The sequence below is a fragment of the Streptococcus sp. W151 genome, from assembly GCF_053010205.1.
Map to the genome: position 1 here is coordinate 188,283 of NZ_JBRKNT010000001.1, position 13,549 is coordinate 201,831.

The window sequence follows — 13,549 nt, forward strand, 5'->3', positions numbered from 1 at the left end:
GATTTCTGGTACACACCCATTCTTTACTAATGCCGATGCGATTGATGCATCTCGTCTTTGATGGGACAGGAACACTCGCAGTCTCCGCAGGATCCTTTTCCCTTGAGGTAGGAGCGAAGACCTAGTCCAGCTAAAAAAATAAGGACGGTAATAAGAATAGTTGACATGGTAACCTCCTAGATATGAGTGGTGGATAAGTTTTTTAAGCTGACGAGTTGATCATTACTTTGCTGTGGCTTGTGGAAGATGCAGGGAACAAGGATGATGAAAATGATCAGAGCTAGCCCAGTCCTACTAGTTTAGACTTCATCGAGATTAAACACGTGTAAGATTATCTTGTAGCGACCAAAGTTATATTTCTTACTATTGAAGTCTTTTCAGATTCATAGCAGGGAGAAAAGGATCGTTAAAAGGTGCGCAAATGCGGGCCTTTTATTTCTTACCTCAAAATATCCATGTCAACCATCCTGCTATTATTGACAAATATTTTTATTTTTTTGACAATTATACTTGTCAAAAAGAAAAAGAAGTGTTACAATAATTTTAGTTGAAAGGAGGGGAGGTTTTCTTATGGGAGCCATATGGATTCTATTTATCCCTTTTCTGGTTATCATTTATGCAAGCTCAGAAAAGAAGATAAAAAGGTTGAACAAACGCATTAGACGATTGGAAAAACAAGTGAAAGGAAATCAAGACATGTCTAGACTTTTAGAAGAATTGAAAGGCCAAACGGTCACTGTCACAGTAAATGGTTTTGGAACCAAATATGAAATTATGGATATCGATGAAGATTGGGTCAAACTGACTCGTGTGATTAATAAACAGCAAAGCGAGACAAAATTAGTTCGCATCGAAGATATTCAAGGTGTTCAGCTATAGGAGGCGAAAGCCATGATCTTAAAAAATCGATTGAAAGAGCTGAGGGCGCGCGATGGGCTCAACCAATCCGAGCTAGCCAAGCTAGCAGGGGTCTCGCGCCAGTCTATCAGTCTCTTGGAGCGGGGGGAATACACCCCCTCGGTTATCATTGCGATCACCATCGCCCAAATTTTCAATGAACCGGTGGAGAATGTCTTTAGTCTAGTAGAGGGAGATGAATAAAAATGAAAAAGCAACAACAAGAACGATCCGCTCGTTACCGTTTTTGGAGAAATGTCGGAATCATCACAGGTTCCGGCTTGATTGGAGGAGTCATTGGTTTTTTGACAGGCATGTTCGGATCCGAAAAGCCCCTTGAAATCCAATCCTTCTTTAGTAAAGAAGTACTCCTTTTGGGCTCAATACTTTTGTTTCTTATCTTGTTTATGGTCACGATAGACTTACTAATAAGCGCGAGAAAAGTCCATCAAAAGATGCTCCAAATAGAAGACGAAGACGAAGCCTATCACTATGACATCCAGAAGGAAAAACTGTATGGGTTAGCGACCATTTTTAAAGGTATTATGATCTTGCCATACTTTTTAGTCATCATCTTTTATAGTCAATTGGTATATATGGATAGACCTTCCACAGGGCACTTGGCTTTTATCTTTGGAACTTTTACCATGCTCTATCTCTTTCTTGTTTTGATTGCCCTATTTTTCTTATCGGATATCTTCTTTCGCAAGACCTTCCATTTGCTTTATGGAAAACCGATTCCTCGCAATGCCAATGCTAAGGAAGTGCGTGAATTTTTAATGAGTATGATGGATGAAGCGGAAAAACAGATTAGCTACGAGGAAAATTTTGAAGTGGTGGTTAAGTTAAGCAATTATATCTTGCCGAGCCTTCTCATTGCTCTCTTAATCATTGGAATTGCCTTCAATACGGATATCCTCTTAGCTTTGTTCGTTGTATCCATCATCTATATTTATATCCTTATTTCACAATACAAGATTACCAAACGTTATTATAAAGAGTAAAGGAGTCATTCATGTTAGAAATTAGACATTTAGAAAAAAGCTTTGGCAATAAACAGGTCCTCTTTGGAGTAGATCTAACAGCTCAACAAGGGCATATCCTTGGTTTGGTTGGGAAAAATGGGGCTGGGAAAACCACCATTTTCCACAGCATCCTTCGCTTTTTGGACTACAGCGGTGAGATTCGTCTAGATGGCAAAGCGATTACCCAAGAGACCTACAAGGAAATTGGCTATTTGCCAGAAGAACGCAGTCTTATGCCAAAACTTACGATTTTTGAGCAGGTCCGCTATTTGGCTGCCTTAAAAGGAATGAGCACTGCCGAGGTCAAGGAAAAATTACCGACCTGGATGGAAAAACTCCAAGTAAAAGGGAAATTGACTGATAAAATAAAGAGTCTCTCAAAAGGGAACCAACAGAAGGTTCAACTGATCATCACCTTGATCCATGAGCCTAAATTGATCATTTTAGATGAACCCTTTAGCGGATTGGATCCGGTCAACACAGAAGTGCTCAAGCAGGTCATCTTTGAAGAAAAAGAGCGTGGGGCTACCATTATCTTTTCTGACCACGTCATGACCAATGTCGAAGAGTTGTGTGATGATATCCTAATGATCCGTGATGGTTCGGTGGTCCTTTCAGGGCCTGTCCAAGAGGTCCGGAATAGCTATGGCAAGACTCGCCTCTTTGTCTCTAACGACTTTAGCAAAGAAGAGCTAGAAGCTCTGCCACACGTGACCAAGGTCAGCATGACCAAGCAAGGGACTTGGAAGCTGATCTTGGATGATGCGTCAGCGGGTCCAGAATTATTTGACCGCTTAACCAAGGGCCACTACCTTGCGACCTTTGACCACCAAGCCCCAACTATTGATGAGATCTTTAAACTTGAATCAGGAGTAGAAGTATGAAACAGATGTTTGTCGTAATGAAAGAAACCTATATCAGACAAGTGAAATCATGGAGTTTTCTCTTCATGGTCTTCGGTCCCTTCCTCTTTTTAGGGTTGGGCGTTGGAATCGGTTATCTAACGGATTCTTCTACAGATGCGAAGAATCAGGTGGCCTTGGTGACAGAAGTGCCAGCTGTCAAAGAAAGCCTCAAAGGAACCGATGGCTTGACCTTGGACTACAAAGATGAAGCTGCAGCTAAAAAAGCCATCAAGGATGAGAAAGCCGCTGCTTACCTAACGGTCGATGAAAAAGATGGCCAGTTAGAAGCCACTTATGTGGGTGATCAAGCCATGAAAATGGAATTGAAAAGCCTTGTCGCTGCGAAATTAAGCCAGGTCCAACAAGGGATCAATCTAGCGCGTGCCAATCTAAGCAAAGAGCAGCTGACAGCCTTGTCTCAACAGGTTTCTCTCAAAGAAAAAATTGATGAGAAAAAAGAAGGCTTGAAAATGGTGCAAACCATGGTTGCAGGTGGTCTAGGAATGTTGCTTTATATGATTTTGATCTTCTACTCGAGTATCACAGCCCAAGAAGTGGCTAGTGAAAAGGGAACTAAGATCATGGAAGTGGTCTTCTCTAGTATCAAAGCAACCGACTATTTCTTCGCACGCATGCTCGGACTCTTCGGTGTGATCTTTACCCATATTTTTGTCTATGTGATTGGTTTAGTAGCTGTTTGGATCTTTAGAGCAGATATCCCAGTTGTCAAGGATATTCTCGCTCCAAACTCTCCGATTACCCAACACCTTGCAGAGTCGATCTCGCTCAATACCGTCTTCTTCATTATCCTTGGGATCTTTATGTATGTAGTGCTCTCTGCCTTCTTAGGCTCAACAGTTGCACGACCTGAAGATTCAGGAAAAGCGATTTCGCCACTAATGATGTTAGTTATCTTTAGCTTCCTTGGGGTAACCACCTTGGGAAGTGCCGGTGATGTCTTCTTATTGAAGATCGGTTCGTACATTCCTTTCATCTCAACCTTCTTTATGCCTTTCCGTACCATCAATGGCTATGCGACTGGTCTTGAATCTTGGGGTTCTTTGGGAATTGCGGTCCTCTTTACCATCGTGGGAACAGTGCTTATTGCCCGTATCTATGCGAGCTTAATTCTCCAGACCGATGACCTCGGACCATGGAAGACCATCAAACGTGCTCTCAGCTATCGCTAATCAAACAAGCTCTCAGTTATAGCTGAGGGCTTTTTGATTTCAAATTGACTTTTGCAAGCCTTTTCACTACAATAGAACTACAGAAAAGGAGGCGGACATGAACTATATTGAGTTTGCTGAAAATGAGCGTCTGTCCACGATCGTTCTTGGGATGATGCGGATCAGTCAGATGAGTGAAGATGAGGTGGAGGCCTTGGTGGAGGCAGCTTTGTCTATCGGGATCAACACTTTTGATCTGGCGGACATCTATGGCGATGGCCAGTGTGAGGTCCTGCTGGGTAAGGTTCTAAGGCGCCGTCCGGATCTTCGGGACCAGATGTGGATCCAGTCCAAGTGTGGCATTCGCAAAGACGGCTTTACCTATTTTGATTTTTCTAAGGACTATATTTTGGACTCCGTCGATGGCATCCTCGAGCGCCTGCAGATCGAGCGTTTAGATAGTCTCCTCCTTCACCGACCGGATGCTCTCATGGAGCCTGAAGAAGTAGCAGCAGCTTTTGATCACTTGGAGCAAGCGGGCAAGGTCCGTCATTTTGGGGTGTCCAATCAAAATCCTATGATGATGGAATTGATCAAAACGGCTGTCAAACAACCACTCAAGGTCAACCAGCTGCAGTTGAGTGCCGCCTTTACGCCTAGCTTTGAAGCCGGTTTTCATGTCAACATGGAAGGGCCAAAAGCAGCTGTGCGAGATGGCAGTGTCTTTGAGTATTGTCGCTTAACCGATATGGTGATTCAAGCCTGGTCTGTCCTCCAGCATGGCTATTTCAAGGGAAATTTTGTCGGCAAGGAAGAGTTTGCGGCCCTTAATCATGTCCTCAATGACTTGGCGAAGAAATACCAGGTCACTCCGACAGCCATCGCCCTTGCTTGGGTCCTCCGCTATCCGGGTAAGATGCAGGCTGTCATCGGGACCACCAAGCCCCAGCATGTCCTTGAAGCAGGGAAAGTAGCAACCGTTACCCTAACCCGCAAGGAATGGTACCAAATCTACTTGGCTGCAGGTAATGATTTGCCTTAGAATCTTATTAGTAGACCAGCCCTCACTTGTATTAGTGGGCTGGTTTTTTGTCTTTTACTTTATAGTTTATTCTTGACAAGTCTTACTTTGTTATGGTATTCTTTATGCAACATATGTTGCGTAACAACTGTTGCGTGAAAGGAGTCTTATGCCACCAAAGGTTAAATTTAGTAAAGAGGCTATCATTGGGACAGCTTTACAATTGGTGAGAGAAGAGGGCCTGGCTAGTTTGACGGCTCGAGCATTAGCGGAAAAACTGGGAGCTACACCAAGGGTCATTTTTGGGCAATTTGCAAATATGGCTGAGTTACAAGCAGAGGTTATTGTTGCTGCGGAAATGGTCGTGGTGGAGTATATACGAAAGGCTTTAGATGATGAGAAGCCCTTCCGTTCTGTCGGGATTGCTTATATCCTGTTCGCCTCAAAAGAGCCCCAACTCTTTCAATTGCTTTTCCAAAATCCTAGCAAAGATCCGATTCGTCGCTTTCAAGATTTTCTTCCCATAAAGGATCATAGCTACCAAATGGTTCTGGATTCGATTGTCTCAGACTATCCGTTGACGTTAGAGGAGGCTAGTCGCTTGTACCAGCATCTATTCATCTACTCACACGGGATGGCCTCTATGGTTGCTTCTGGTATTTATCAGTTCAGCATGGAAGAAGTGATTGGTTTATTGACAGAAGTTTGTCAATCTCTCATCAAAGAAATGGTAGGAAAGAAATGATTCAACTAGAAAATGTTCACAAAAGTTATGGCCAAACAAAGGTTTTAAAAGGGATTGATTTGCAGATTCAAGACCAGGATGATGTGGTTATCCTAGGTCCTTCTGGATCAGGAAAGTCCACCTTCTTAAACGTATTATCCGGATTAGAAAAGGTAGACGAGGGGCATATCCTCATTCAAGGGCAGGATTTGTCTCAACTCACGGATGCTCAATTGACAGCTTTCAGACGTGAAAAGATTGCCTTTATTTTTCAGCAGTATTATTTATTACCGAATCTGACGGTCAGACAGAATGTTAAGATGGGGGCTGATCTGGCAAGCAATCATGATTTTTTGCAGATCATCGAGGATTTGGGGCTTGGTGATAAGCTAGATAAGTATCCAAGTGAATTGTCTGGTGGGGAACAGCAGAGAGTCTCCATTGCCCGTGCCTTGGCCAAAAAGCCAGAGATTCTTTTCTTAGATGAGCCGACGGGGGCCCTGGATGAAGAAACAGGGCGCAAGATTCTCGACTATATCTGGAAGTTGAAGGAAAAGTTGGGCTTTACCTTAATCATGGTGACACACAACCAAAATATTGCGGATATGGCCAGAACCATCATTCGTGTCAATAGTGGCAAGATTACCCAAGTTGTGACCAACGATCAGCCTCAGACTGCTTATGAGATTGGATGGTAAGCCATGTTTTCAATAAAAGATATTCGAAAATTAGTTGTCGTCAGTATCATTGGGGCTTGTGCGGTCTTTGTGGCCAATCTCTTCTTGAATTTTTATCTTGATATCGAGCAGTTGGAGATTTCTAAAACCAATCCCATGATTACGACCTACTATGATGCCCAGGTTTCGCTTTCCTGGATGGTGGCCATGGTCAGTGGAGTCGTCTTGTCCTTGACGTCGATCCTTCTCATGTGTTTTTATATCAAACAATTTGTCGATGACCACAAGGAACAATTAGGGATTTTAAAGGCTTTGGGCTATAGCAATGGCCAGTTGGCGAAACGATTTTGGGCTTTTGGGCTCAGTTTTGGAGTTGGAGCACTTCTTGGCTATTTCGCGTCTTTTCTGATGATGGGTCATTTTTATGACTTTCGCAATGAGAAGGGGATTCTGCCAGACATTACCATTCATTTTCATTGGCAACTCTTAGTTGCTTTGGTGATGCTACCAACGACTTTCTTTATGGTCCTTGCGATTGGCTATGCTAGAAGACAACTACAAACGCCGGCCCTTCGCTTATTGAAAAAATCCCCAAATCCAATCAAGGTCAAAAGGAGAAAGAGGGCTCCTAAGAAAGAGAAATCCTTCCTAAAAGAGCTGTCTTCGTCGCTGATTTGGGGGAGAAAATCGATCTTGTTTTTTGTGGTCTTTGGCTCCATGTGTTTCGCGGCCATGGTTCAATTGTCCTTTGGCCTAAGGGACTACACAGATGACATCATCCAAACCATGATGATCATGATTGGTTTGATCCTTTCTTTCTCGATTCTCTTTTTGTCATTGGGAATTGTGGTCTCAGAAAGTCGCGAAACCTTGGCTCTTATGAAGGCATTTGGCTACACCGATCCTGAATGCCAAAGTCATATTCTCGCTCCTTATCGTTTCTGGGCCTATTTAGGATTTGCCCTTGGGACGGCTTATCAATACGGCATCATGGAAATTTTGATTGGTGTGATCAAAGACACGGTACCTGAAAAGATTGAGCACAACTTTGACTGGAACGTTTGCTTTTGGACCTTGCTCGGTTTTGCGGTGGTTTATGAAAGCCTCTTTTATCTATCCAACAGAAAACTCCAAAAACAAACCATCAAAGAAGTGCTCTTAGCTGAATAAATAGAAAGAGGCTAGGACTTTTGTCCCAGACTCTTTTGTACTGGATCAACAGAAAAATGGATGCTGTCTAAAAATCTTGCATTTTTTTGCAATTTAGGTTACAATGAAGATTATGAAAAACGCGTAATCCCTAGGGTCTTTCCCTCAGGGAATTTTGTGTGTTTTGACCTATTTTTCGGTAGGAAAAAGCTTTGCTTCTCCCGCAGAAAAAAGTATGAAAAACTTTGGAGGTAATGATGATTCGATCCTTAATTTCCGAGATCAAGGAATTCAAGAAGCCCTCGATATTGGCTTCCTTGTTCATGGTCTTTGAAGTCATGTTTGAGATTTCGATTCCCTTTGTCATGGCGAGTTTATTGGACCAGGGTGTTCAACAAAGAAACATGAACAATATTTTGTTTTATGGTGGGCTCATGCTGGTCTGTGCCTTCCTCTCCCTCTTTTGTGGAATGCAGTCTGCCCGTTATGGCGCCTATGCTTCAGCTGGTTTTGCCAAAAACCTTCGTCGGGCCATTTTCAAAAAAGTCCAAACCTTCTCATTTGAAAATATTGATCAGTTCTCATCAGGTGGGTTAGTTACTCGGATGATGACGGATGTGACCAATGTGCAAAATGCCTATCAAATGGTGATCCGGATTTGTGTGCGGGCACCGCTCAATTTGATCTTTGCCATTGTAGCTTGTTTCATGATCAATCCAGAAATGGCCATGATCTTTGTTTATGTAACCATCTTTTTGGCGGCTGTCTTAAGCATCATCATGAAGATTGTGTATCCGCTCTTTACAGAAGTATTTGAAGCTTATGACAATCTCAACAACAGCATTCAAGAAAACATCACTAATATGCGGGTGGTTAAGTCCTACGTTAAGGAAGCGGATGAAACGGTTAAATTCAAGAAGGCTTCGCGTTTGATTTATAACATGTTTATGAAAGCTATCCGTGTCGTTGTCTTGAGTAGTCCAGCTATGATGCTTTCCATGTATGCTTCCTTCCTTTTGATCTCTTGGATTGGGGCACATCTGATCGTTGGTGGCCAACTCTCTACTGGGAATTTGACCTCTATGTTTAGCTACACCATGACCATTCTCATGTCGCTCATGATGTTTATGATGATCTTTGTCATGCTGTCAATTTCTATGGCCTCTGTCGAGCGGATCAATGAAGTCTTGACGACCAAAGCGACGATTGTCTCCCCAGAAAATGGAATCAAAGAAGTTGCAGATGGATCGATCAACTTTGAGGATGTGACATTTGCCTATACCGATGAAAATGGCGACAAGACCCATGTCTTGCAAGGCATTAATCTTTCCATTCGGTCAGGGGAAGTCATTGGCATCTTGGGAGGAACAGGATCAGGGAAATCGAGCCTAGTACAGTTGATTCCTCGTCTCTACGATGTTGAGTCTGGTCGGGTGACAGTAGCAGGCCACGATGTGAAAAAATACGACCTTGATTCCCTTCGTAAGCAAGTGGCGATGGTTCTTCAAACTAATGTCCTTTTCTCTGGTACTATTAAAGAGAATATGCGCTGGGGAAATAAAGATGCGACGGATGAAGAGATCATCGCAGCTTGTAAGATTGCCCAAGCCGATGAGTTTATTCAAGATTTCAAAGAGGGTTATGATACCATGATTGAGCGTGGGGGATCCAACGTCTCCGGTGGACAGCGCCAACGTCTCTGTATTGCGCGTGCCCTTCTCATGAATCCGAAGATCTTGATCTTGGATGATTCGACTTCAGCGGTCGATACCAAGACAGATAGTTTGATTCGTCAAGGGTTGGCCACCAACTTGAAAGAGACTACTAAAATCATCATTGGTCAACGGATTTCCTCTATTCAAGATGCGGATCGCATCGTCGTGATGAATGATGGTCAGATTGATGCCATCGGTCGTCATGAGGAATTGCTTGCGACCAATGCCATCTACCAAGAAGTATATGAAATGCAAACACAAGGGAAAGGAGAAGCAGATGAAAACTAAGAAAAAAGCAAATCTAGGCTCAATCCTTCGCCTGCTCGACTTCCTTTGGAAAAACTACAAGTTATCCTTAATTATCTCCTCTATCTTGATCGTCCTATCGTCTCTTGCGACGGTCAATGTGACAGCTTCGATTCAGTCTTTGGTCGATGTCTATGTGGAGCCTATGCTTTCGTCCAACAGCCATGATTTTGGACCGCTCTTGTCCTTCTTGACACGGGTTGGTTTGATCTGTTTGATCGGGGTACTTGCTAACTATGGCTTTACCTTGATTATGGCGACGGTTTCTCAAGACTCGCTTAGAAGTCTTCGAAATCAGTTGTTTGCCCGTATGCAAAAACTGCCAGTTCGTTACTTTGATACCCACCAACACGGGGATATCATGTCCATCTATACCAATGATATTGATGCCCTTCGCCAAGCGATTGAACAATCTATTCCTCAACTCTTATCCTCAGCGATTACCATCCTTGGGGTAACGATTACCATGCTGACCGTTAGTCCGCTGCTGTTCTTGATTGTCCTCGTCATGGTCTTTATCATGACTATGGTTATCAAGAATGTCTCTAGCAAGTCAGGTCGTTACTTTGGGGCCCAACAAAAGAACTTGGGGATTGAAAACGGCTTTATTGAAGAAATGATGTCTGGTCAAAAGGTAGTCAAGGCCTTTGTGCATGAAACTGAAAGCATTGAGGATTTTGACCGTATCAATGACCAACTATTTGAATCCTCTTACCAGGCCAATCGCTACGCCAATGTCCTCATGCCAATTCTTGGGAACTTGGGAAATGTTTCCTTTGTTCTGACAGCCTTGGTCGGTGGACTTTTCGCCTTAAATGGCATCGGTGGTTTAACCATTGGTGGTCTCATGGCCTTCTTGCAATTGAACCGTTCCTTCACAGGCCCCATTGCTCAGGTCTCTCAACAATTGAACTTTGTCCTGATGGCTTTGGCTGGTGGAGATCGTGTCTTTGATCTCTTGGATGAAGAAGAAGAGGTCGACCTTGGAAAAGTGACGCTGGTCAATTATGAACTGGTCGATGGAGAAATGGTTGAAACCGATCAGAAAACTAACAAGTGGGCTTGGAAACACCCTCGTCCAAATGGCAGCTACCAGTTGGTCAAACTGGTGGGGCATGTGGTCTTTGACCATGTTGATTTCTCCTATGATGGGAAAAAGCAGATCCTAAAAGGTATCAATCTCTATGCGGAAAAAGGTCAAAAAGTGGCCTTTGTCGGTGCAACCGGTGCGGGTAAGACCACCATTACCAATTTGATCAACCGATTCTATGATATCCAATCCGGAATGATTACTTATGATGGGATCGATATCAAATTGATCGAGAAAGATTCTCTTCGTCGTTCCCTCGGAATCGTTCTTCAAGATACCCATCTATTCACTGGTACGATTGCGGAAAACATCGCTTATGGCCGTGCCGATGCAACGCGGGAGGAGATCCTTGAGGCAGCTCGGATTGCCAATGTGGATTCCTTTGTCAAACACTTGGATCAGGGCTATGAAACGGTCTTGACGGATGATGGGGCTGGTCTTTCAAATGGTCAACGACAATTGATCGCCATTGCCCGTGCAGCCCTTGCCAATGCGCCAGTCTTGATTCTGGACGAGGCGACGTCTTCGATTGACTCTCGGACAGAGAAGATGGTGCAAGAAGGGATGGACCGCCTGATGGAAGGTCGGACAGTCTTTGTCATTGCCCACCGTCTGTCGACAATTGTCAATTCCGATGTCATCATGGTGATGGACCATGGACGCATCATCGAGCGAGGCAACCATGCTTCCTTGATGGCAGAACGTGGCACCTATTATCGCCTCTACACCGGTGGACTTGAAATTGATTAAACCAAAAAAGCTTGAGCGTTGGCTCAGGCTTTTTTGAAACATTAAAAATCACCATAATACAAAGTATGACTGCCTTATTACATATAAAGGGTAAGAAGGCTTAGCCTTACCAAATATTTTCTAAAAAATCCTTTTCAAAGATAAGACAAGGTGGTAAAATGAAAGCGTAATTTTATGATAGTGTACGATTTTTGTGTAAAACATTCTACATAACAATGGGAAGATTTTGGAAAATTTGATCTCAACAAGCTTGATCTTGTGTTAGATAGGTGGCTATTGTTTTTAAATGTATAGGGTAACAGTCGTTACGCACCACACTCAATCCCAATTGTAAAAAGGTATTGAGAGATTTTATATAAATGAAAAAGGGAAAATAAATGGAACTTAAAAAACTGAAAATGATAGGTGTTGGTATTTTAGTATTGGCTTGCTTAGGTGCTTGTTCGAAATCGACTGTTTCAAAGAGTAGTAGCCCTAGTACTAGCGATTCGATGAGCTCTGAAACTAGTAGTGATAGTGAAGAAGACAACCTTAGATTCACAACAGCAGAAGATCTTGAGAAAATATTGTCCGATAAGGATGTGAAAGAAGTGATGTCGCAATACGGCGTAACTAGTGTTAAACTAAATGATGAAGGTGTTTGGGATTATGATGATTCCGAAAAAAGCGTATCTGTTACATATGTATTTTTCGATAAAGATAACAAACAAGTTGGTGGCTTGAATTTCAAAGCTTATGTATATGACCATACAGGTATTGAAACATTGGGTGCGTATAATCGAGGGGAAGTAAAATTTCATATCCAGAATTCTGGACAAGCTCAAGAATTATTAGATACTTATTTAAATTCATCTTTTTACCAACAAAACGAACTTCCAGCGGTGAAAAAATCAGCTTCTAGTAGAACTGCAATCTATTATATTCCTTATATAGATCCAAAGATAGATAACGGAAGTTTTATCTATGGTCAGCATGATACTACGGTACAAAGTTCCTTTAGTAGTATGATCTTTCTAAATGGGAAACAATTATTAAATATGCAAATGCATTTTGAGCCTAAGGGGATGTATTCTTTAAAAGAGAGAAAAGTCTCACCTGCTATTATAGATGCATTATTAACTAAGATATCAGAAAACACTCAAGATGAATAGACAATGATAGTGGTATGAAAATAGGGAGGCTAAAAAATGGCAAATGTTGATAATTACATCATTTTATGCTTTATAGTGGCAACTGCAATTCTTCTAGCTATTCAATTTGTAGGCGACCGTCTTTTTGATTGGTTGGTTGATTTACCCCAGAAACTCTTTACGAAGGATTCCGATAAGTATAAAGAAAAACACAGTAGTGAGAAAGAGGGAAGTGAAAAGTAACGATCTCTTATTGGTTCAATTAAAAGTTCAGTCAAACAAACAACCTTCTTGAAGCTTGGACTGAATAGATGAATACAGTAAGAAAAAGGAAAGAATGTCGTTTATTCAAACATCATTCTTTCCTTTTTTTGCTTATTTTTCAAGCAATTCTTGGATCAAGTCTTCCATAGCAGCTGGTTCTGTTTTGGAGGAGAAGCGTTGGGCGACTTGGCCTTGTCGGTCGATGACAAATTTTGCGAAGTTCCATTCGATGCGTTTGCCCAGTGGTCCAGCTGCTTGGCTTTTGAGCCAGTCATAAAGAGGAAGGGCTTCTTTACCATTGACCTTGGCTTTAGCGAATCGTGGAAAGGTGGTCTGGTAGTTGAGGCTACAGAAGCTATTGATCTCTTCTGCAGTTCCTGGTGCTTGTCCCATAAATTGGTTACAGGGAATGTCTAGGATTTCAAGCCCCTTATCTTGGTAGCGCTGGTAGAGATCTTGCAGTCCTTGGTATTGCGGGGTTAGGCCACAGCCTGTTGCTGTATTGACCACGATGAGAACCTTACCTTGGTAGTGGGAAAGAGAAATTTCTTCCCCTTGCTGGTTTTCTAAAGAAAAATCATAAATGCTGGTCATCGGGATCATCCTTTCTGTTTCTTTAGCTTTAATTGTAGCACAAATGTCCTAAAATTGGGGCAAGAGGAGCATGACTTCTTGCTTTAGTCCCTCCTGCGAAAATGATATAATAAGGAGATAATAAGCTCTCAAG

The 13,549-nt window shown here is 42.5% G+C and carries 15 protein-coding genes; 13 read left to right on the plus strand and 2 right to left on the minus strand.

Annotated features, from left to right (window positions below; genetic code table 11):
* Positions 1-26: 26 nt before the first annotated feature.
* Positions 27-167: a FeoB-associated Cys-rich membrane protein gene (locus ACVC7Q_RS00870; RefSeq protein ID WP_447264464.1), complete on the minus strand. Its 141-nt coding sequence runs from the start codon at positions 165-167 to the stop codon at positions 27-29.
* A gap of 403 nt (positions 168-570) precedes the next feature.
* Between ACVC7Q_RS00870 and ACVC7Q_RS00875 the strand changes: the two genes are divergently transcribed.
* From ACVC7Q_RS00875 to ACVC7Q_RS00935, 13 genes are all read left to right on the plus strand, one after another.
* Positions 571-879, plus strand: coding sequence for a hypothetical protein (locus ACVC7Q_RS00875; protein ID WP_227038074.1), 309 nt, complete (start codon positions 571-573; stop codon positions 877-879).
* A 12-nt stretch (positions 880-891) separates the two neighbouring features.
* Positions 892-1,101, plus strand: a complete 210-nt coding sequence (locus ACVC7Q_RS00880; RefSeq protein ID WP_447264465.1) for a helix-turn-helix transcriptional regulator — start codon at positions 892-894, stop codon at positions 1,099-1,101.
* 2 nt (positions 1,102-1,103) lie between these two features.
* A complete protein-coding gene (locus ACVC7Q_RS00885; protein ID WP_447264466.1) occupies positions 1,104-1,901 on the plus strand; it encodes a DUF3169 family protein in 798 nt (265 codons plus the stop codon).
* 11 nt (positions 1,902-1,912) lie between these two features.
* Complete coding sequence (locus tag ACVC7Q_RS00890; RefSeq protein ID WP_003007952.1) at positions 1,913-2,806, plus strand: ABC transporter ATP-binding protein; 894 nt, start codon at positions 1,913-1,915, stop codon at positions 2,804-2,806.
* The gene (locus ACVC7Q_RS00895; RefSeq protein WP_447264467.1) at positions 2,803-4,017 is read left to right on the plus strand and encodes an ABC transporter permease; all 1,215 of its coding nucleotides are present in this window, start codon (positions 2,803-2,805) and stop codon (positions 4,015-4,017) included. The genes ACVC7Q_RS00890 and ACVC7Q_RS00895 overlap by 4 nt, the downstream gene beginning before the upstream one ends.
* A 97-nt stretch (positions 4,018-4,114) precedes the next feature.
* Positions 4,115-5,038: an aldo/keto reductase gene (locus ACVC7Q_RS00900; RefSeq protein ID WP_447264468.1), complete on the plus strand. Its 924-nt coding sequence runs from the start codon at positions 4,115-4,117 to the stop codon at positions 5,036-5,038.
* A gap of 148 nt (positions 5,039-5,186) precedes the next feature.
* Positions 5,187-5,762: a TetR/AcrR family transcriptional regulator gene (locus ACVC7Q_RS00905; RefSeq protein ID WP_447264469.1), complete on the plus strand. Its 576-nt coding sequence runs from the start codon at positions 5,187-5,189 to the stop codon at positions 5,760-5,762.
* Complete coding sequence (locus ACVC7Q_RS00910; protein WP_447264470.1) at positions 5,759-6,439, plus strand: ABC transporter ATP-binding protein; 681 nt, start codon at positions 5,759-5,761, stop codon at positions 6,437-6,439. The genes ACVC7Q_RS00905 and ACVC7Q_RS00910 overlap by 4 nt, the downstream gene beginning before the upstream one ends.
* Before the next feature lie 3 nt (positions 6,440-6,442).
* Entirely contained in the window at positions 6,443-7,588 is a 1,146-nt protein-coding gene (locus tag ACVC7Q_RS00915) for an FtsX-like permease family protein (protein ID WP_447264471.1), read from the plus strand.
* Between the two features lie 236 nt (positions 7,589-7,824).
* Positions 7,825-9,570 (plus strand): ABC transporter ATP-binding protein, encoded by a 1,746-nt coding sequence (locus tag ACVC7Q_RS00920; protein ID WP_447264472.1) that lies wholly within the window; start codon positions 7,825-7,827, stop codon positions 9,568-9,570.
* Positions 9,560-11,428 (plus strand): ABC transporter ATP-binding protein, encoded by a 1,869-nt coding sequence (locus ACVC7Q_RS00925; protein WP_447264473.1) that lies wholly within the window; start codon positions 9,560-9,562, stop codon positions 11,426-11,428. The genes ACVC7Q_RS00920 and ACVC7Q_RS00925 overlap by 11 nt, the downstream gene beginning before the upstream one ends.
* 377 nt (positions 11,429-11,805) lie before the next feature.
* Positions 11,806-12,579, plus strand: coding sequence for a hypothetical protein (locus tag ACVC7Q_RS00930; protein ID WP_447264474.1), 774 nt, complete (start codon positions 11,806-11,808; stop codon positions 12,577-12,579).
* Between the two features lie 36 nt (positions 12,580-12,615).
* Entirely contained in the window at positions 12,616-12,801 is a 186-nt protein-coding gene (locus ACVC7Q_RS00935; RefSeq protein WP_041826380.1) for a hypothetical protein, read from the plus strand.
* A 132-nt stretch (positions 12,802-12,933) separates the two neighbouring features.
* Here ACVC7Q_RS00935 and ACVC7Q_RS00940 read toward each other — a convergent pair whose 3' ends face one another.
* The gene (locus ACVC7Q_RS00940) at positions 12,934-13,416 is read right to left on the minus strand and encodes a glutathione peroxidase (protein ID WP_447264475.1); all 483 of its coding nucleotides are present in this window, start codon (positions 13,414-13,416) and stop codon (positions 12,934-12,936) included.
* Positions 13,417-13,549: the final 133 nt, after the last annotated feature.

Bases quoted from the DNA above. Each gene is read 5' to 3' on its own strand.
- ACVC7Q_RS00940 (WP_447264475.1), bottom strand. From the start codon at position 13,416: ATGACCAGCATTTATGATTTTTCTTTAGAAAACCAGCAAGGGGAAGAA.
- ACVC7Q_RS00930 (WP_447264474.1), top strand. From the start codon at position 11,806: ATGGAACTTAAAAAACTGAAAATGATAGGTGTTGGTATTTTAGTATTG.
- ACVC7Q_RS00935 (WP_041826380.1), top strand. From the start codon at position 12,616: ATGGCAAATGTTGATAATTACATCATTTTATGCTTTATAGTGGCAACT.
- ACVC7Q_RS00905 (WP_447264469.1), top strand. From the start codon at position 5,187: ATGCCACCAAAGGTTAAATTTAGTAAAGAGGCTATCATTGGGACAGCT.
- ACVC7Q_RS00895 (WP_447264467.1), top strand. From the start codon at position 2,803: ATGAAACAGATGTTTGTCGTAATGAAAGAAACCTATATCAGACAAGTG.
- ACVC7Q_RS00915 (WP_447264471.1), top strand. From the start codon at position 6,443: ATGTTTTCAATAAAAGATATTCGAAAATTAGTTGTCGTCAGTATCATT.
- ACVC7Q_RS00885 (WP_447264466.1), top strand. From the start codon at position 1,104: ATGAAAAAGCAACAACAAGAACGATCCGCTCGTTACCGTTTTTGGAGA.
- ACVC7Q_RS00920 (WP_447264472.1), top strand. From the start codon at position 7,825: ATGATTCGATCCTTAATTTCCGAGATCAAGGAATTCAAGAAGCCCTCG.
- ACVC7Q_RS00870 (WP_447264464.1), bottom strand. From the start codon at position 167: ATGTCAACTATTCTTATTACCGTCCTTATTTTTTTAGCTGGACTAGGT.
- ACVC7Q_RS00875 (WP_227038074.1), top strand. From the start codon at position 571: ATGGGAGCCATATGGATTCTATTTATCCCTTTTCTGGTTATCATTTAT.
- ACVC7Q_RS00890 (WP_003007952.1), top strand. From the start codon at position 1,913: ATGTTAGAAATTAGACATTTAGAAAAAAGCTTTGGCAATAAACAGGTC.
- ACVC7Q_RS00910 (WP_447264470.1), top strand. From the start codon at position 5,759: ATGATTCAACTAGAAAATGTTCACAAAAGTTATGGCCAAACAAAGGTT.
- ACVC7Q_RS00880 (WP_447264465.1), top strand. From the start codon at position 892: ATGATCTTAAAAAATCGATTGAAAGAGCTGAGGGCGCGCGATGGGCTC.
- ACVC7Q_RS00900 (WP_447264468.1), top strand. From the start codon at position 4,115: ATGAACTATATTGAGTTTGCTGAAAATGAGCGTCTGTCCACGATCGTT.
- ACVC7Q_RS00925 (WP_447264473.1), top strand. From the start codon at position 9,560: ATGAAAACTAAGAAAAAAGCAAATCTAGGCTCAATCCTTCGCCTGCTC.